The 16659-nt window shown below is 64.5% G+C and carries 18 protein-coding genes; 8 read left to right on the plus strand and 10 right to left on the minus strand.

Translation table 11 applies throughout. The features are described from left to right. Positions 1-2: 2 nt before the first annotated feature. Together NKI46_RS15620 and NKI46_RS15625 are read right to left on the minus strand one after the other, a co-directional pair. Positions 3-926, minus strand: a complete 924-nt coding sequence (locus NKI46_RS15620) for a sugar kinase (protein ID WP_023685349.1) — start codon at positions 924-926, stop codon at positions 3-5. Positions 927-1050: 124 nt separating this feature from the next. Continuing rightward, entirely contained in the window at positions 1051-2049 is a 999-nt protein-coding gene (locus tag NKI46_RS15625; RefSeq protein WP_352746856.1) for a DUF2125 domain-containing protein, read from the minus strand. A gap of 123 nt (positions 2050-2172) precedes the next feature. Between NKI46_RS15625 and NKI46_RS15630 the strand changes: the two genes are divergently transcribed. From NKI46_RS15630 to NKI46_RS15640, 3 genes are all read left to right on the plus strand, one after another. Next, positions 2173-2706 (plus strand): gamma-glutamylcyclotransferase, encoded by a 534-nt coding sequence (locus NKI46_RS15630; RefSeq protein ID WP_023673305.1) that lies wholly within the window; start codon positions 2173-2175, stop codon positions 2704-2706. Between the two features lie 163 nt (positions 2707-2869). Next, a complete protein-coding gene (locus NKI46_RS15635; RefSeq protein WP_023685347.1) occupies positions 2870-3817 on the plus strand; it encodes an aldo/keto reductase in 948 nt (315 codons plus the stop codon). Positions 3818-3900: 83 nt separating this feature from the next. Beyond that, positions 3901-4515, plus strand: a complete 615-nt coding sequence (locus tag NKI46_RS15640; protein ID WP_023685346.1) for a LysE family translocator — start codon at positions 3901-3903, stop codon at positions 4513-4515. Positions 4516-4584: 69 nt separating this feature from the next. Here the strand turns inward: NKI46_RS15640 and NKI46_RS15645 are convergent, their stop codons facing one another. Both NKI46_RS15645 and NKI46_RS15650 read right to left on the minus strand, forming a co-directional pair. Then, complete coding sequence (locus NKI46_RS15645) at positions 4585-5394, minus strand: lysophospholipid acyltransferase family protein (RefSeq protein ID WP_023673308.1); 810 nt, start codon at positions 5392-5394, stop codon at positions 4585-4587. Between the two features lie 115 nt (positions 5395-5509). Continuing rightward, positions 5510-6415, minus strand: a complete 906-nt coding sequence (locus NKI46_RS15650; RefSeq protein ID WP_352597620.1) for a LysR family transcriptional regulator — start codon at positions 6413-6415, stop codon at positions 5510-5512. A gap of 114 nt (positions 6416-6529) precedes the next feature. Here NKI46_RS15650 and NKI46_RS15655 point away from each other — a divergent pair, with 114 nt between their 5' ends. After that, positions 6530-7162, plus strand: a complete 633-nt coding sequence (locus NKI46_RS15655) for a pyridoxamine 5'-phosphate oxidase family protein (RefSeq protein ID WP_352597619.1) — start codon at positions 6530-6532, stop codon at positions 7160-7162. Positions 7163-7260: 98 nt separating this feature from the next. On the opposite strand, the gene NKI46_RS15660 is transcribed toward NKI46_RS15655, so the two are convergent. The 3 genes from NKI46_RS15660 to ftsE form a co-directional block, all read right to left on the minus strand. Further along, on the minus strand, positions 7261-7980 hold the full coding sequence (locus NKI46_RS15660) for a YdcF family protein (protein WP_023737444.1): 720 nt from the start codon (positions 7978-7980) through the stop codon (positions 7261-7263). 133 nt (positions 7981-8113) lie between these two features. Beyond that, entirely contained in the window at positions 8114-9103 is a 990-nt protein-coding gene (locus NKI46_RS15665; protein WP_023701396.1) for a cell division protein FtsX, read from the minus strand. Further along, positions 9096-9755, minus strand: coding sequence for a cell division ATP-binding protein FtsE (gene ftsE / locus NKI46_RS15670; RefSeq protein WP_023685344.1), 660 nt, complete (start codon positions 9753-9755; stop codon positions 9096-9098). Before ftsE ends, NKI46_RS15665 begins: the two co-directional genes overlap by 8 nt. Before the next feature lie 180 nt (positions 9756-9935). On the opposite strand from ftsE, the gene NKI46_RS15675 reads away from it, so the two are divergent. The 3 genes from NKI46_RS15675 (at position 9936) to NKI46_RS15685 (ending at position 11573) form a co-directional block, all read left to right on the plus strand. Then, entirely contained in the window at positions 9936-10571 is a 636-nt protein-coding gene (locus NKI46_RS15675; protein ID WP_352746860.1) for a hypothetical protein, read from the plus strand. Between the two features lie 24 nt (positions 10572-10595). Next, the gene (gene hpt / locus NKI46_RS15680) at positions 10596-11138 is read left to right on the plus strand and encodes a hypoxanthine phosphoribosyltransferase (RefSeq protein WP_023673315.1); all 543 of its coding nucleotides are present in this window, start codon (positions 10596-10598) and stop codon (positions 11136-11138) included. A 63-nt stretch (positions 11139-11201) separates the two neighbouring features. After that, the gene (locus tag NKI46_RS15685; RefSeq protein WP_023694030.1) at positions 11202-11573 is read left to right on the plus strand and encodes a response regulator; all 372 of its coding nucleotides are present in this window, start codon (positions 11202-11204) and stop codon (positions 11571-11573) included. Between the two features lie 6 nt (positions 11574-11579). Here NKI46_RS15685 and NKI46_RS15690 read toward each other — a convergent pair whose 3' ends face one another. Then, entirely contained in the window at positions 11580-12530 is a 951-nt protein-coding gene (locus tag NKI46_RS15690; protein WP_352746863.1) for a DMT family transporter, read from the minus strand. 226 nt (positions 12531-12756) lie between these two features. Here NKI46_RS15690 and NKI46_RS15695 point away from each other — a divergent pair, with 226 nt between their 5' ends. Then, positions 12757-13620 carry a LysR family transcriptional regulator gene (locus NKI46_RS15695; RefSeq protein WP_023701399.1) on the plus strand — a complete coding sequence of 288 codons (864 nt, stop codon included), beginning with the start codon at positions 12757-12759 and terminating at the stop codon, positions 13618-13620. Here the strand turns inward: NKI46_RS15695 and NKI46_RS15700 are convergent. Next, positions 13617-13988, minus strand: coding sequence for a glyoxalase superfamily protein (locus NKI46_RS15700; RefSeq protein ID WP_023685340.1), 372 nt, complete (start codon positions 13986-13988; stop codon positions 13617-13619). The genes NKI46_RS15695 and NKI46_RS15700 overlap by 4 nt on opposite strands. A gap of 41 nt (positions 13989-14029) precedes the next feature. Then, positions 14030-16618: a TIGR02302 family protein gene (locus NKI46_RS15705; RefSeq protein WP_023832508.1), complete on the minus strand. Its 2589-nt coding sequence runs from the start codon at positions 16616-16618 to the stop codon at positions 14030-14032. Positions 16619-16659 lie beyond the last annotated feature (41 nt).

A 16659-nucleotide genomic window follows, 5' to 3' on the forward strand; every position in this document is an offset into this window, starting at 1 on the left:
TTTCAGACGGGCCAGGTCGCCGCGACCATGGCCATTGTCTCGGCCCGGTCCGGCGCGCCCAGCCGGCCGCCGAAGCGCTGGCATTTGAGCGCGGCCGCCGCGCTGGCAAAGCGCAACGCGTGCTCGACCGACATGGCCTCAGCAAGTCCAACGGCAAAGGCGCCGTGGAAAACGTCGCCGGCGGCCAGCGTGTCGACCGCCTTGACCTTCGGCGCCGCGATGTGGCGCACGCATCCGGCGGACCGGTCATGCCACCAGCTTCCCGAGGCGCCGCCGGTCACCGCCACGAAGGCGTCTGTGCGGCTGGCGAGGTCGGCGCAGGCGGTTTCGGGATCCAGCGCGTGGCCGCAGACAATGCGTGCAGCCGTCTCCGAAGCGACGATGTGCGACGCCAGCGGCAACAGATGCTCCAGCACCTCCAGCGGCGCCGTGTCGGCGTCGAGGATTGCCGGGCAACCGGCGTCGCGCGCGGCGGTCAAGGCAAGAGCGGCGGCGCCCGGCCAGCGCACATCGACCAGCACGGCATCGAAGCCGGAAAGATCGGCGACAGGCACCGCCTCGGGGTCGGCCTGCGCCTTTGGGTCGTAGAAGGGCACGATGATGCGCTCGCCATGAGCGTCGACCAGGATCGCGGCCAGCGCCGAGCGGGCGCCTTCGACGCGGCGGACAAAGCCGCAATCGACGCCCTCGGCCTCGATGCCGGCCAGCAATTGGTCGCCGACGGCATCGTCACCTGCACTTGCCCACAGGAACACCTCGGCGCCGAGACGGCGGGCGGCGCAGGCAGCACTTGTCGCCATGCCCGAGGCGATCTGGATGCCGTCCGAGGCGATGAACTTGCCCTGATGCGTGGGCAGGGTTTCGACGCGCAGGATGGTATCCAGCGTCAGCGCGCCAACGCTCAGCAGTTTCACCGGTCGGTTCATGCGTCGGCTTGCTCGAGCATGATCTCTCCCCAAAAGCCGTTCCCGCTCTTTGCGATCATGCTCTATCTCTTTGTTTTAACGGAATTCCGGACGGAAAACCGCTCACACTTTTCTTGGAATTGCTCTAATCGAGCGGCTTGATCTTGCCCAGCGGAATGAAGCCGAGCGAGACCTTGCCCTTCACCACCTTGAGCGGCATCGACGGTTCGTTGCCGAGCAGCGCCAGACCGGCAAAGCCTTGCTCGATCTGGCTCTTCTGCTCGGGGATTGCGGTGGCGAGGATTGCCGCCACGGCTTTGGGATCCTGCAGCTTGATCGTCAGGTCGGCATTGACCAGGCCGTTGGCGTCGACCGACACCGGGCCGGAGACGGTGATGCGCGCGGTTCCCGACGACAGATCGAGCTTGTGGATGTCGGCCGCCTGGCCGCGCAGGCTCCTGGCCTGCGTCTTCATCAGCGCGACGCCGTTCTTCAGCGTCGCGTCGCCGCTGCCGTCGAGCGGCGGCAGCACGCGCCCGCCGATCGCGTCGGCGTCGATCTCAAGATCGGTGAAGCTGCCGACGTAGCCGATGTCCTGGCCGTCGGGCCGCAACTCGCCCGCCGCGGTTCCGGCGCTGAACAGTGAAACCGGATCAGTGTCGTCGGCCGGATCCGTCTGGCCGGACAAGCCCTCCGCCTGCAGCGAAATGCTCCGGGGCAGGGGCCAGAAGAGCTTGGCATTGGCCTGCAGATTGTCCCAGTCGATCCATAGCGGCGCCATCCCCGGCACCGAGGTGCGCAGCGGCCCACGCAACTCGGCGGCAGGCGACAAAGGCCGGATGAGCTCTGCAACGAAGTTGAAGCTGCCTGCCGAGGCGGCAACGTTCCTGGCGTCGTCCTCGTAAGCCAGATTGTCACAGGAGATGGCAAAACTCAGGGGGTAGCCGCTGACGGTGAGGTTGGCACAGCCGGCCTCGATGCCTTTGTCCTTGAGCGAGGCCACCGCCTTGTCGGCTTCGCTGCTGACGCGACCGGCGACATAGAACCAGACTGCGCTGTAGACGCCGAACAGCATAACGAGCAAGGCAGCGAGCCACATCAGCCGGCGGCGAAACTTCGACGGACGCTCGTCACTTGACGTCATGCTGCGGCTTTCATTAACGCGGGCGTGTTGCGGGTGGACTGTGGCTTACGCAAAAGCAAAAAGAACAGAAGAGCACCGATTCCGATGCGGCGGCGTCACTCTCGTACAATCAGGCTTGGCGATATGGGCGATTTTTGGGTTTTTGGCTACGGCTCGCTGATCTGGCGACCGGGATTCGCCCATGTCGAGACACGGCGCGCGCGGCTTTACGGCTACCGCCGGTCGCTCTGCGTCTATTCCTTCGTGCATCGCGGCACGCGCCAGCGGCCGGGCCTGGTGCTAGGCCTCGACCGTGGCGGCTCCTGCATCGGGCTGGCCTTTCGCGTGCCCGGCGAGCTGCGCGATGAGGTGCTGACCTATCTGCGCGAGCGCGAATTGGTGACCAGCGTCTACCTCGAGCGTGTGCTCGATATCAGCCTCGACGGGAATGGGGCGGCCGCGGGAGAGAGAGTGAAAGCGGTTGCCTATATCGTCGACCGCCAGCATGAGCAGTATGCCGGCGGGCTCGACCCCGCGCATGCGGCAGGTGTTATCCGTGGCGCCGTCGGCCAGTCCGGAAACAACGAGGACTATGTGCTCAACACGCTGCAGCATCTCGCGGCGCTGGGTATCAGCGACCACTGGCTGGAAGAGGTGGCGAAGCGGATCGCCTCGTGAGCCAGTGGACCACGGCGAGCCTGCAGGCGAAGCGCTCGCGCCTTTGTGAAGCGCTGGCCCGCTGGAAAATTGGCTGAGGCCTTTGACCTCGGCGCGGCGAGACCTAGCTTAGCTGCGGCCCGAAGCATTCGGGTCGCCCGCCGCCAGCCCACGGAGCCCCGTCTTGCAAAAACGCCGTCTCGGTCAAACCGACCTTTCCATCGCGCCGCTGGTCCTGGGCGGCAATGTCTTCGGCTGGACCGCGGACGAGAAGACCTCCTTCGACCTGCTCGACCGGTTCGGCGGCGCCGGCCTCAACGCTATCGATACGGCCGATGCCTATTCGCGCTGGGTGCCCGGCCACGCGGGCGGCGAGTCCGAGACCATCATCGGCAAATGGATGAAAAGCCGCGGCAACCGTGACAAGATCATCGTCATCACCAAAGTCGGCTCGGATATGGGACAAGGCAAGAAGGATCTGTCCGCTGCCCATATCGAAAGGGCAGTCGAGGCGTCGCTCAAGCGACTGCAGACCGATGTCATCGACCTCTATTTGTCGCACTGGCCGGACCCGACCACGCCTTATGAAGAGACGCTCGGCGCCTACCAGAAGCTGCTCGCTGCCGGCAAGGTCCGCCATATCGGCGCCTCGAATCTCGACGCCGGCCAGCTGCGCGCCGCGCTCGATGTTGCCAGCCTGCGCGGGCTGCCGCGCTACAGCGTGCTGCAGCCGGAATACAATCTCTACGATCGCTCATCCTTCGACGGGCCGCTGCATGATGTGTGCGTGGCCGAGGATATCGGCGTCATCACCTATTTCAGTCTCGCCAAGGGGTTTTTGAGCGGCAAATACCGTAGCGAGGCCGATCTCGGCAAAAGTGAACGCGGCGGCGGCGTGAAGGCTTATCTCAATGCGCGCGGCATGCGCATTCTGGCCGCACTCGACACTGTGGCGGCGCGCCATTCGGCCAAGCAGGCGGAAGTAGCACTCGCATGGGTGATGGCGCAGCCCGGCATCACTGCGCCGATCGCCAGCGCCACGACGCTGGACCAGGTCGACAGCCTGGTGCGCGCCGCATCGCTGAAGCTCAGCGCGGAGGATCTCGTGGCGCTGGACAAGGCCAGCGCCTAGCCGCGCAGGTTCGGCACGATCGTTCAAGACGACGGCTGTCCGCCTTGCCACACTGTTCTCCATTATTGTGGAGAAGAGGCAGCATGGCCGCAGACATTCTTTCGCAGGCGCAGCCCTGGCAGCAATTGCTGGCGCTGGTGCTGGCGGCAACCGTCGTCATGGGCAGTCCTGGCCCGGCGACGATCAGCGTCACGGCGATAGGGGCCGCCTTCGGCCTGCGCAATTCGCTTCACTACACATCGGGGATCATTTTAGGCACGGTCGCGGTGCTGCTGGTCGTGGCCACCGGCATCAAGGCTATCCTCACCTCGATGCCGGGCGTAGCGCCAGTGCTGGCGGTCGCTTCAGCCGCCTATATTCTCTACCTCGCCTACAGAATAGCGACAGCGCCGCCGCTGGCCGCGCGTGACAGCAGCGCGGTTCTGCCGACCTTCCTCGGCGGCTTCCTGCTCGCCGTTGCCAACCCGAAAGCCTATCTGGCGATTGCTGCGGTCCTTGCTGGCTCCGCGACCGCAGCTCTCGGCATCCCGGCCAGGCTGGCGGTTCTCACCCTGATGATCGTAGCCATCCATGTGCTGTGGCTGCTGGCCGGCGCGGCCTTCGCCCGCACCCTGCGCCAGCCGCTGACGTCGCGGATCATCAATCTGGCCTTCGCGGCGACGCTGGTGCTGACCACGGCGCTGGCGGCGTGGCCTTGAGCCGGCCCGCAGAAGAGATCAAGCTTTGGTCTTTTTTGTTTTGGCGCGATTCAGGACGGAAAAAACCGCTCACACTTTTCCTGGAATTGCTTTGGCGGCCGCGGCGAGTTCGGCCAGCCGCTTGACCGCCGTCGGCGGCATTTGCGGCGGGTTAGGAGCCTGCGATGCCTCGATCAGCAGCTGGTCGCAGGCGGCTTCCGTATCGCCGATCAGCCGGTCCATGAATTCGTCCTTGCCGAGCCCGGGCGGGATCGGCGGCAGGAAGCGGGCCTTGATGGTGCCGGGAAAGCGCAAAAATTTGCGGCGAGGCCAATAGAGGCCGGCGACATGGGCGACCGGTACCACCGGGACGCCAAGCTGCGTATAGAGCTCGACAATGCCGTATTTGTAAGCCGGCTCGTCGCCTGGCGCTCGGCGCGTGCCTTCGGGGTAGATAATCAGCTGGCGCGGATTGCGCCCCATCTCCTGCTTTGTCGATGCAACGACCTGCTTCAACGCCTTGGAGCGGCTGCCGCGGTGAACCGGGATCATCCGCATCTTCAGGATGTACCAGCCGAAGAAGGGGATCCAGGTCAGCTCGCGCTTCAGGATATAAAGCGGATCGTGGAGGAAGGGAAAGAAAGCGATCGCGTCCCAAAACGACTGGTGTTTCGGCGCCAGGATGAAAGAGCCCTCCGGCAGGTTCTCGACGCCGGTGATGTCGCTCCTGGTGCCGGCGATCTTGTCGTAGAGCCACAGGCTGGTGCGCGACCAGAATTTCGGCACGAACCAGGCGCGATGGCGTGGCGAGAGGAAGTAGTAAGGGGTCCAGAGGACCATCTGGACGATCAGATTGACATAGAAGACGAAGTTGAACGCCAGCGAGCGGATATAGAGCATGCGGGGAAGGGCCCGTTGAGGAGGTGTGCGTTGGTTACACCAAGCGCGGGCAAAAAGGAAACGCCGCAATGGCCTGACATAGGCCGGCTCGCCACTGACTCAAGCCAGTCTCAACTCACCACGTCGCCTGCAACAGCCGCTGCTTCAGCCGCGGAGCGGCGAAATCGAGGAACGCCCTTAGTTTCACCGCCAGCAGGCCTTGGCCGGCATGGACGAGGCTCACCGGCCACGGCTGCGGCTCGAAGGGTCGCAAGACCGGGACGAGCACGCCGGAACGTACTGCGTCCGCGATCTGGTAGGAGAGCACCCGCGTCATCCCGGCGCCTGCAATCGCGGCATCGATTGCAGCTTCCGCCGTGTTGACGCGCAGCCGTGAGTGGATCGGCACGATCAGTTCGCCCTTGTCGCCGGCAAAGCTCCAGCTGGCGAGCGCTGCAGGCCCTTCGAAACTGATGCATTCATGCGCGGCCAGATCGTCCGGCGTCCGCGGCATGCCATGCGCGGCGATATAGGCGGGGCTGGCGCACACGACGCGACGGATCGCGCCGACGCGGATGGCAATGAGGCTCGAAGGCGCAAGCTCGCCGATGCGGATGGCAAGGTCGAGATGTTCCTCCGCCAGTTGGGTTATCCGGTCAGCCAGCGTCAGGCGAATGTTGACTTGAGGATAAGCCGCCAGGAATTCGGTGACGACAGGCAGCACGTGCAGGCGACCAAAGACGACTGGCGCGGTGATGAACAGATCGCCGGTCGGCGTGCTGTATTCGCCGGCGGCGGTGCGTTCGGCTTCGCCGACCTCGCCGAGGATGCGGCGGCAGGCGGCGAGATAAGCCTGGCCGGCATCGGTCAACGTGAGCTGCCGGGTCGAACGGTTCAGCAGGCGCGCCTGAAGGTGCTTCTCGAGGTCGGAAACCTTGCGGCTGACTGTTGCTAGTGGAATGCCGAAATGGCGGCCGGCAGCGGAAAGGCTGCCCGCTTCTACCGCGACGACGAACAGCGACATGGCTTCGAGCCGATCCATAGCTTCTTCCGGAAATTGGAAGGATAGCTTACAATTATGCCATCTACATCCAAAACATGAAAGGACTTACATCTCCGCGTACAATGGCCGTGTTTCGGCCTCGCGGAGGCTTCCATGAATGCTCATACTTTCACCAGCGATGTCGCCTTCACGCCGACGGTCAAGGCGATCCAGACCCGCAAAGGTTCACGCAAGGGCTATGCCAGCGCCGAGGAGCGCGGCGGATGGCGCGCCCATATGACGCCCGACCTCGCCGACCTCATCGCGGCGCAGACCAGCGTCTTCCTGTCGACGGCAAATGGCGAGGGTCAGCCCTATATCCAGCATCGCGGCGGGCCAGCCGGCTTCCTCAAGGTGCTGGACGAGAAGACCATCGGCTTTGCCGATTTCTCCGGGAACAGGCAGTTCATCACGCAGGGGAATCTCGCCGACAACAACCAGGCATTCCTGTTCCTGATCGACTATGCGCATCGCCAGCGCGTCAAGATCTGGGGCACGGCGCGCGTCGTCGAGGACGATGCCGAGCTTCTGGCAAGGCTGATGCCGCAGGACTACAAGGCGCGCCCCGAGCAGGTCATCTTGTTCACCGTCTCGGCCTGGGATGCCAATTGCCCGCAACACATTCCGCAGCGATTCGAGGCCGCCGATGTCGCGGCCGCACTCGCCGAACGCGACAAGCGGATTGAAAGCCTCGAACAGGAGATTGCGCGGCTGCGTGGCGCGGAAGACGGCACGGCCAAGGGGTAATCGAGCGCCGTCAGAGTCGTCTGTCTGGACGCAATTCCCAAGGGAAAGCGTACGTGCTTTTCCCGGGAAAACCGCTACACACTTTTCCTGGAATTGCTTTAGTCCTTGGCGGTCGAAACCTCGGCCAGTGCGACGCTGTCGGCAGTCTGGCGGACCGGGACGACGCCGCGCGCAAGCGCCAGCAGGTATTTGCTGTATTCGGTCAGAAGCACGCGTAGTGCTTCCGGCTTGGTCAGCCAGTCGCCATTGTCCAGATTGGTGTTGACCACCGGATAGGGTTCAAGCCTGGCGCCATGCAGCAGGCGGCCCATCTCGAGCAGGCTGCGCGGCATGTGGTAATTGTTGGTGACGAGGATGACGCTGCCATAGGCGTGGCTCTCCACCCATTTAGCGCTTTCCTCGGCATTGCCGATCGTGTCGAGCGCGGCGCGGTCGATGTCGACACAGCAGGAAAACAGCGCCTTGTCGCCGCCGGTAGCAGCCTGCAATTGGCGGCGGCTGGCAGAGGGATGCACGCCTGAGATCAGCAGCCGCTCGCCCTTGCCGGAGGCAAGCAGATCGAGTGCTGCGTCGAGGCGGGCCTGACCGCCGGTCAAGACGATGATCGCATCGGCCTTGGCCGGGTTGGTCGGGGTCGTCATGTGGCTGACCTTGCTGGCGAACCAGCCGAAGCCACCGGCAAACAGGGCCACAAGCAGCAGTAGACAGAGGGAGGCGAGACGCAGGGCGGTGCGCAAACGGCCCAGCCCGGTGCGCACACGCGAACGCACCACTGGCATCTGTCCAGCCGTTCCGGTCGACTCCCGCGCGTTCATCATCCTATGGTTAATCCTGAAATGCCTTTTTGGTAAGGAAAAAAGCGCACATTGCGTTACGTCGGTTTTCGATCCGTGATCGTCCCTTCCATTCCTGTCCTTGCCCCCGAACTGTTTTCGCTTCTGCCCTCACGGTTCACCCCGCATCCGGCTGGCGGACATCGATGTCGCTGAGGTAGGCGACGACGGTTGCGTGCGAGGTCGCCGCCGTCAGTCCGCCGATCACCAGCACCATCAGCCCGACGCCGAGATAGCCGGCCGATCCGATGGCGAAATTGCCGAACAAAGCGGTGGCCTGGTCGGCCTGCGGCGTTGCCATGTTGCGCGACGACCACCAGGAAAAGACGATGAAAACCAGGATCGCGGCTGCGCCGCCGGCGGCCGCGCCCTTCATCCCGGTGACCAGGAAATGCCAGCGGAATTCGCGCGCGATGAAGCGCGCCTCGGCGCCGACGAAATGCAGCACTTCGATGATATGGCCGTTACCCGCCATAGCGCCGCGCGTCGCAAACACTACGGTCAGCACCGTCGCCGACAGCATCAGGACCAGCACGGCGATGCCGATGGTGACCGTGGTGCGGGCCATGGCGACCAGCCGGTCGACCCATGTACGGTGATCGTCGAGCGAAGCACTCGGCAGCTTGGGCGTGAGCGCCGCACGGATGGCGCTAAAGTCGGGCGGACTGGTCTCGTCGATGGTGACGATGATCAGGCGCGGCACCGGCAATTCGTCGATATTCAGGCCCGAGCCCAGCCATGGCTCCAACAGACGCGCGGTGGCGTCGCGATCGATGATCCGGGTTTCCTTCACGCCGGGGAATTCGCCGACGATCTGCGAGGCCTGGGCAAGGGCTGCCTCCATGTCGAGGCCGTCGACCGGTTTGATCTGAATCGTCGCCTCGCGCGAGATCTGGTTTTCCCAGACCGAGGCAGTGTCGCGCACCAGCGTGACGGCGCCGAAAGTCAGGCAGGACAGGAAGGTCATGATGGCGATGACCAGCACCAAGGCGCGGCCGGCAATATTCTGCGCCGGCACGATCGGCGCCATGCGGCGCTGGACGCGCTGCGTCGTCGTCGCGGGCTCGGCGGCGTCTTCATGCAGCTGTTCGGCCGATACTTCAGTCATAAATATCCAGCCTTCCGCCGGCCAGGATCATGCGGCGCGCGTCGACCTGTTCCATCAGGCCGAGATCGTGAGTGGCGATCACCACCGCGGTGCCGAGCCGGTTGAGCTCGATGAACAGCCTGAGCAGCCGGCGTGCCAGCGGCGGGTCGACATTGCCGGTCGGCTCGTCGGCAAGCAGGATTTCGGGCTGTTCGATCAAGGCCCGGGCGATTGCCGCGCGCTGCTTTTCGCCACCCGAAAGGACCGGCGGCAGCACATGCATGCGCTCGCCCAGGCCAACCCATTTCAAAAGTTCGGTGACGTCGGTGCGGTAGCTCGCTTCCTCGCGGCCGCGCACGCGCAGCGGCAGAGCGACATTCTCATAGGTGGTCATGTGGTCGAGCAGGCGGAAATCCTGGAACACCACGCCGATGCGGCGCCTGAGATGCGGCAGTTCAGCGCGCGAGATGCGCGAGCGGTCCTTGCCGAAGATGGTGATCAGCCCGCGTGTCGGCTTCAGCGACATGAACAGAAGGCGCAGCAGCGTCGTCTTGCCGGCGCCGGAGGGCCCGCTCAGGAACTGGAAGGAGCTCTCCGGAATGTGCAGGGAGATGTCGCGGAGGATTTCCGGACCCATGCCATAGCGGAGGCCGACATTTTCGAAGCGGATCACGTGCGACGACCTGAGGTGTGTGGCGGCGGCGTGCCGGCCCTTTCTGTCCGACGACCATCGGCCGCCATGGTTAACCCTCGGTTAATTTTCGCTGTTTTTGAGTGCGTCACAAGGGTTCCGGTGGGGAAGCGTTAACCATTTCCATTTACGCAAAAGAAACGAACAGGCAACAGCGGGGCCATGATGGCTGAGCAACGAACCGCGCGCCCGGTTTCCGGCGAAATCATGACCGGGACAAGTGTCGCACCGGAATCGCGTCCTGTGGCGACCGACATCGTCGATGCGGATTATGAGGTGCTGCCGCAGCCGATCCCAAGGGTAGAAGCCATGCCGACGCCGGCGCGCGACATCGCGACGCCGTCGATGGAAGGCATGGAGATGCTGCGCAAATCAGATGCGTCAGCCGGGCGGCCGGCATCGCGTGGCGGGCCGATCTTCTGGATTGCCGGCATCGGTGCGGCGCTTGCCGCCTTCTGGGTCTCGGGTGGCCACGCGCTGGTGCGCCAGACGCCGTTCTGGTCAGTCGAACAGCCGGAGGGCGCCGTACTCAGCATTGCCGGCGTCACGTCGCGTGTCGACGCCTCGGGATCCACCCCGGTGCTGTTCGTCGATGGCGAGGCCGTCAATGACGGTTTAAAGGCGGGACAATTGCCTTCGCTGCAGATACGTGTCACCGGCAATGACAGCCGCATCACCCGCTATACTCTGGGGACATCCAACCGTTCTCTGGCGCCCGGCGAAAGATTCGGCTTTTCCAGCCGCCTCGATGTGCCTAGAAACGGCGTCAAGGCCGTGGCGGTCACCTTCGCCGGCTAGTCGGTTTCTCTGGAAAGGTTGTTGATGCCAGTTGTGCGCGGCAAGGACATCGAGGTCCTCTTTTCGGCGTCCGCGATCGCGCGGCGCAATCTCGAACTCGCCAAGGAGATCGCCGAGCACGACTATCACGACCTGCTGGTGATTTCGGTGCTGAAGGGCTCGTTCATCTTCGCCGCCGATCTGATCCGCGCCATGCACGATGTCGGGCTGTCGCCCGAGGTCGAGTTCATCTTCATTTCCAGCTATGGCGCCGGCACCACCAGCGGCGAGGTGAGGGTGCTGCGCGACATCGACAATGAGGTCGCCGGCCGCGACGTGCTGCTGATCGACGATATCCTGGAATCGGGCAAGACGCTGTCCTTCACCCGCAACCTGATGCTGTCGCGCGGCGCCAAAAGCTGCGCCATCGCGGTGCTGTTGGACAAGCGCATGCGCCGCCAGACGGAGCTGAACGCCGACTATGTCGGCTTCGACTGTCCCGATTACTTCGTCGTCGGCTACGGCATGGACGTCGCCCACGCTTTTCGCGAACTGCCGTTTGTCGGTGTCGTCAAAGGCGATGCCTGAGAAAAGGGCTCGACGCTTCAAATTTTCAGAAAAAGTCAACTTTTGCCCGCCAAATTCCGGCCCATGGCAAAGCTTCTGATCGTCGAGGACGATGAGTCCGTCCGCACCCTCGCCGCCCGCGCGCTCGAACGCGCCGGGCACTCGATCGATATCGCCGCCGACGGCGCGCAGGGGCTGGCGATGGTCAGTGCTGCAGGCGGCGGTTACGACCTCGTCGTCTCCGATATTCGCATGCCGGAAATGGATGGCATCGAGATGGCGATCGCCGCAGCCAGGCTTTTCCCTGACATGAAGATCCTGCTGATGACCGGCTATGCCGACCAGCGCGAGCGCGCCGAGGAATTGAACGGCGTCATTATCGACGTCGTGCAAAAGCCTTTCACGCTGGCCGAAATCCGCTCGCGGGTCGACCAGGCGCTCGCCTGCTTCGCCTGACACGCTTCAGGCGACATCCTGAGACGCGGCGAGGACAGGCGCAGCGCTCCGGCGCCGTTCGGTGTTGAGCGCCAGCAGACCGGCGCCGATGATCAGCGCCGCACCGATGGCAGTGGTCGAGCGCGGCACCTCGTCGAAGAACAGGAAGCCCCACAGCGGCGACCAGATGATGCCGGTGTATTCGAAGGTGGCGACGCGGTTGGCGGGCGCCAGCCTGTAGGCCTGCGACAGCAGAATCATGCCGGCCGAAGCGACGAAGCCGCAGGCCGCCATCTTGAGGAAATCCGGGGTCGTCGGCCAGACCCACGGCCGCACCAGGAATTCGAGGCTGGGGTGGACAGCATGGGTTATGCCGGCAAGCCAGAATGTGCCGGCAACCGCAGCGGCGCCGACCAGATAGGCGCCGTTCTGGTAGAAGGCCATGACGGTGGACGATTCGGTGTCGCCGATCTTGCGCGCCATCAGCTGTGAAAAGCCGTAGAGCAAAGCCGAGCCCAACGAAAGCAGCGCCGCCCAGTCGAACAGGCCGGCGCCCGGGCGCAGCATCACGACCACGCCCAGCATGCCGATCAGCACGGTGGCGAGAGCCTGCCAGGAGACGCGCTCGCCGAGATAGGGCCCGGCCATCGCCATGATGAACAGCGGCGCCATGAAATAGAGCGCCACCGCGTCGGCGAGCGGCAAGGCAGCGATCGCCAGATAGTAGACCGTATAGGAGGAGAACTGGATGAAGGCGCGTATCGTCAGCAGGCCGAACCGCTTCGAGGCGATGGCCCGCAGGCCGACATCGGCGCGAACGAGAACGACCAGGATCGGCAAAGCGACGATCGAGCGGATCCACATCACCTCGGTCACGGGATAGCCGGCTGACACCGCCTTGACCAGCGGGTCCTGGAGCGAGAACACCAGCACGCCAAGGCACAGGCTGATGATGCCGAGAACGATCCGGTTGCGCATGTTGTTCTGCCGGCCCTTGCCTTGACTGCCCGCAGCCGCCCGGCCATGGGGTAAAAAGAACCCGCCACCGTTTCGGGCAGCGGGTATGAGTGAGGACTCTTTGGTTGGTCCGCAGCCGATTTCGCGGCGGCATATCCAATGGGTGAGCGGACTATGCTGCGGCGTTTGACATGTTGCAAACGAATTGGAATGATACCAGCGATCAAATTTGCTTATGACGGATTCGATGCGGCCGACCCTCGACAGCGATCTCCTGCGCACCTTCGTCGCCATTGCCGAAGCGGGCAATTTCACCCGGGCGGCGGAGCAGGCCGGGCGCACCCAGTCGGCGGTGTCGATGCAGATGAAGAAGCTCGAGGAGCTGGTCGGCGACAGCCTGTTCGAACGCGGCTCGCGCGGCGTGGCGCTGACGCGCCGTGGCGGCGAGCTGATCGTCAATGCCCGCCGCATCGTCTCGCTGCTCGACGAGACGGCGGCATCGATGGCGGCGGCACCGCTTGGCGGGCCGGTGCGCATCGGCATTCCCGAGGAATATGGTCACGCCATCCTGTCGCGCGCGCTCGGCGCCTTCTCGAAGCGTCACACCAAGGTCGAGGTCACCGTGCGCTATGCACATTCGGGCGCCCAGCTGGCAGCGTTGGCGGCCGGTGAACTCGACCTCGCCGTGGTGTTCGAATGGCAGGATCCTTCCGGCGGCGAGGTGCTGATGCACGATCCGACCGTGTGGGTGACATCGAGCCTGCATCACATGCATGAGGAGCGGCCGGTGCCGATCGCGCTCTACAACCGGGCCGGCTGGTGCAAGGACTTTGCCATCAAATCGCTTGAGCAGCGTGGGCTGGCCTACCGTGTCGCCTATACCAGCGACACCACCGGCGGCCTGAAGCTCGCCGTCACCTCTGGCCTGGCGATCGCGCCGATCTCGCACAGCAATATTCCGGACGGCTGTCGTGAACTCACCGCCGCTGACGGGTTCGGCCATATCGATTCCTCGAATGTGGTGATGCACCGCAGCCCAAATGCCTCAGGCGAAGCTATCGACGGCATGCAGGAGGCGATCCGCGAGGCGTTCGTCAACCGGCCGGCTTAGTCTGTTGCATCCTCGTAGAAATGCAGGCGATTGCCGAAGGGGTCGCCGACCGACACTTCACGGGTCTGCCACGACGTGGTTTCGAGGCCCGGCCGGGCGTAGCGGTATCTCTTGCCGATCAGTTCGCGGTGCAATGCCGCGATGTCCTCGACCTTGATGCGCATGGCTATACCCGGCGCGCCGTCGCCATGATGTTCGCTCAGATGCAGGACACAGCCGTCGCGGATTACACCCATGTAGAGCGGCGCATTGTCGTCGAAGCGGTGCTCGAACTCGACCTTGAAGCCGAGAAAGTCGACATAGAATTCGCGTGCCTTGGCGATGTCGAAGATGCGCAGGATGGGCGTGACGGCACCGAGTTTCGGCATGGCGCTGATACCATTCAGTTCGACGGATGTTGCCTTGGAGGCTACTTCAGCTCCAGCAGCCGCTCGAGGTAGCTGCGCTCGATGTCGGGGCTGAGCGCGTTGCCGAGCCGCTTGCGAATCGCCTCGAGAATCTGGCGGGCGCGCTGCACGTCGATCTCGTCGGGCACCTTCACCGAATCGCCGAAATCGGGTCCGCGGCTGGCGCGCGGTCGGCCCAGCGGATCGCGGCCGGCGTCCTGTTGGCGGCCGCCTTCCTGGCTGCCGCCCTGGTCGCCCTGCATCGCCTGCAGCTGCTTCATCATCTCCTTGGCGCCCTTGCGCAGCGCTTCCAGCGCGCGACCCTGGTGGCCGACTGCCTGGTCGCCTTCGCCTTCGCCAAGCGACTTTTCGGCATTGCCCATGGATTTGCCAGCGTCGCCAAACCCCTCATTGGGCTGCATGCCCATGCCTTCCAGGCCCTTCTTCAGCTTGTCGAGTTCGCTCTGCAACTGGCCCTGGCCTTCCTGCAGCTGCTTCATCGCATCGGCGAATTCCTGCGGTGTCATCGACTTCGGCCGGGCGAGGGGATCGCGATCCTTGCCGACGCCCGGCTGGTCCGGATCGTCGCCATTGCCTTCGCCGGGCTGCTGATTATCTCCGCGCTGCATCTGGTCCATGCGGTAGGTGTCGTTCATCATCTCCTGCTGGCGGCGCATGATCTCGCCCAGCTTGTCCATCTGCTGGCGCATCTCGCTGTCCTGCTCGCCGCCTTGCTGCTGACGGCCGGCCTGCAGGTTGTTCATCATGTTTTCCAGTTGCGACAGCAGCTCCTGCGCCTTGTCGCGGTCGCCCGACTTCGCCAGGTTCTCGATCTGGTCCATCATGCGGTCGATATCACTCTGACGCAGCTCGCGGCCATTCTGCTGCATCTGCGGCGCGTTCGGGTTCTGCTTGGCGCGCTCGGCGAATTCCTGCAGAAATTCGTTCATCGCCTCGCGCAGTTCCTTCATCGCCTTTTCGATCTCTTCGTCGCTGGCGCCGCGCTTGATGGCGTCCTGCAGCGCCTGCTGGGCCTGGCGGAGCCGCTTTTCGGCGGACGAGAGATTGCCTTCCTCGATGCCGAGCGCGATTTCCCAGAGATAGGCAACCTCGTTGCGCAACTGATCGTCGCTGTCCGACATCTTCAGCCGGCTGCGGGCGCTCATGATGGCGAGGTAATGCGACATGTTGTCGAACGTGTCCTCGGGCCGCAGGGTGATGGCGTCCATCAGGTCGAGCACGCGCGGCTTGGCATTGGCGTCGAGCGCCAGCAGGCGGCGCTGCTCGACCACCGCCCGCGCCAGCGGGTTGGCGAAGGGCCGCTCCGGCATCACAATAGTCTTGGTTTCGCTGGTTGCGGTGTGTCCGGCATCGTCGGTGGCGACAAGCGACAGCTTGATGCTGGCGCCGGCCCAGACGTGCTCGGTGAGGTCCTTGGTGGTCTTGGCGGCGTTCGCCTTGCCGCCGCGGCGCGGCAGCGCCAGCGGCAGGTCAGGCGGACCGTAGAGCGGATGCGCATCGGGCGCCGCCGGATCGGCCAGCGCGAAAACCGCCTTGGCGGTGGCCGCGCCATAGTCGTCGTCGATCTGGTAGTTGAGCTCGAAGGCGCCGTTGACGGCGCGCTTGGGCTCGCCGACGAAGCGGATCGTCGGCGGCTTGTCGGGGATCACCGCGAAGGCCCAGCGACCGAGATCGGCTTCGCCCGACTTCAGCGTCAGCGTGCCGTCGGCGGTCAGCTTGCCGGTGAACTGGCGCAGCTTGGGGGTCGCGGGGTTGACCGCCGCTGCTTTGACGGCCGCCACCTGTGGTCCCGACGGGTCGATGGCGCGAGCATTGCCGCCCTTGTCGGCAAAGCTTAGCGTTTCCTCGCCGGAGCCGCCGGTCACGCGCAGCGAGACGTCGCTGCCTTGTGGCACGGTGAAGGTGGCAACCGCCTGCTTGGCGTTGCCATCGATGACTGGCGCGGTCAAGAAGATGGGCGGCTTGCCGGTATAGGCCGGCGGGGTCGCCCAGGCATCGATGCGCGGCGGTACGATGTCGCGCGCCGCATGGGCACTGAAACCATCGGACAGCCTGCCGCCGGACGGTCCGAAGGAGAAGGCAAAAGCGGTGACCAACAGCAGCGCCGCCACGGCACGCAATGCCCACGGATCGCGCTCCGGCACGCGGGTACGCGGCAGGTCGGCGCCAAGGCTGCCGAGCTTGTCGGCCATGCGCTTTTGGTGTTCGCGCCACAACGCCTGGGAAAAGATGCTTTCCTTGCCGCTGGGACGGTCGGTCTGCACCAGCACCGGGCTGTGCTGCAGCTGGTTGGCGGCCTCGATACGGCGGTCGATTTCAGCGGCGGATGGAAGCTTGAAGAAACGCAGCGGGTAGAGCGCCGCCAGCGTGGCAATACCGAACGCCGTGACCAGGATAATGCGCGCAATGTCAGGCAGCCGGGGGAAAAGGCCGAGCCAGGAGAGGCTGAGAAACAGGCTGGCGACGATGAGCAGCGGCAGAAGCAGCGGCCAGCCGCGCTCGACCGTCATCGAGACCCGTGTCGCCAGCCGGCTCAGGGCAAGCCGCCCGGCCAGGCTGCGATCGCCACTGGAAATGGGGCGTTCCGTCATTGGCCCTTCCTGCCCGGGCGGGATAGCCCGGACTCAACAAG

Origin of the sequence: Mesorhizobium sp. M0615 (assembly GCF_040320805.1) — a bacterium.
Classification (GTDB): domain Bacteria; phylum Pseudomonadota; class Alphaproteobacteria; order Rhizobiales; family Rhizobiaceae; genus Mesorhizobium.

Coding starts and splice junctions, on each gene's coding strand:
- NKI46_RS15645 (WP_023673308.1), bottom strand. CDS start 5,394: ATGCTCTATATCCGCTCGCTGGCGTTCAACTTCGTCTTCTATGTCAAT.
- NKI46_RS15695 (WP_023701399.1), top strand. CDS start 12,757: ATGCGGCCGACCCTCGACAGCGATCTCCTGCGCACCTTCGTCGCCATT.
- NKI46_RS15625 (WP_352746856.1), bottom strand. CDS start 2,049: ATGACGTCAAGTGACGAGCGTCCGTCGAAGTTTCGCCGCCGGCTGATG.
- NKI46_RS15700 (WP_023685340.1), bottom strand. CDS start 13,988: ATGCCGAAACTCGGTGCCGTCACGCCCATCCTGCGCATCTTCGACATC.
- NKI46_RS15675 (WP_352746860.1), top strand. CDS start 9,936: ATGATGGCTGAGCAACGAACCGCGCGCCCGGTTTCCGGCGAAATCATG.
- NKI46_RS15640 (WP_023685346.1), top strand. CDS start 3,901: ATGGCCGCAGACATTCTTTCGCAGGCGCAGCCCTGGCAGCAATTGCTG.
- NKI46_RS15630 (WP_023673305.1), top strand. CDS start 2,173: ATGGGCGATTTTTGGGTTTTTGGCTACGGCTCGCTGATCTGGCGACCG.
- NKI46_RS15690 (WP_352746863.1), bottom strand. CDS start 12,530: ATGCGCAACCGGATCGTTCTCGGCATCATCAGCCTGTGCCTTGGCGTG.
- hpt (WP_023673315.1), top strand. CDS start 10,596: ATGCCAGTTGTGCGCGGCAAGGACATCGAGGTCCTCTTTTCGGCGTCC.
- NKI46_RS15660 (WP_023737444.1), bottom strand. CDS start 7,980: ATGATGAACGCGCGGGAGTCGACCGGAACGGCTGGACAGATGCCAGTG.
- NKI46_RS15705 (WP_023832508.1), bottom strand. CDS start 16,618: ATGACGGAACGCCCCATTTCCAGTGGCGATCGCAGCCTGGCCGGGCGG.
- NKI46_RS15685 (WP_023694030.1), top strand. CDS start 11,202: ATGGCAAAGCTTCTGATCGTCGAGGACGATGAGTCCGTCCGCACCCTC.
- NKI46_RS15655 (WP_352597619.1), top strand. CDS start 6,530: ATGAATGCTCATACTTTCACCAGCGATGTCGCCTTCACGCCGACGGTC.
- NKI46_RS15650 (WP_352597620.1), bottom strand. CDS start 6,415: ATGGATCGGCTCGAAGCCATGTCGCTGTTCGTCGTCGCGGTAGAAGCG.
- NKI46_RS15620 (WP_023685349.1), bottom strand. CDS start 926: ATGAACCGACCGGTGAAACTGCTGAGCGTTGGCGCGCTGACGCTGGAT.
- NKI46_RS15665 (WP_023701396.1), bottom strand. CDS start 9,103: ATGACTGAAGTATCGGCCGAACAGCTGCATGAAGACGCCGCCGAGCCC.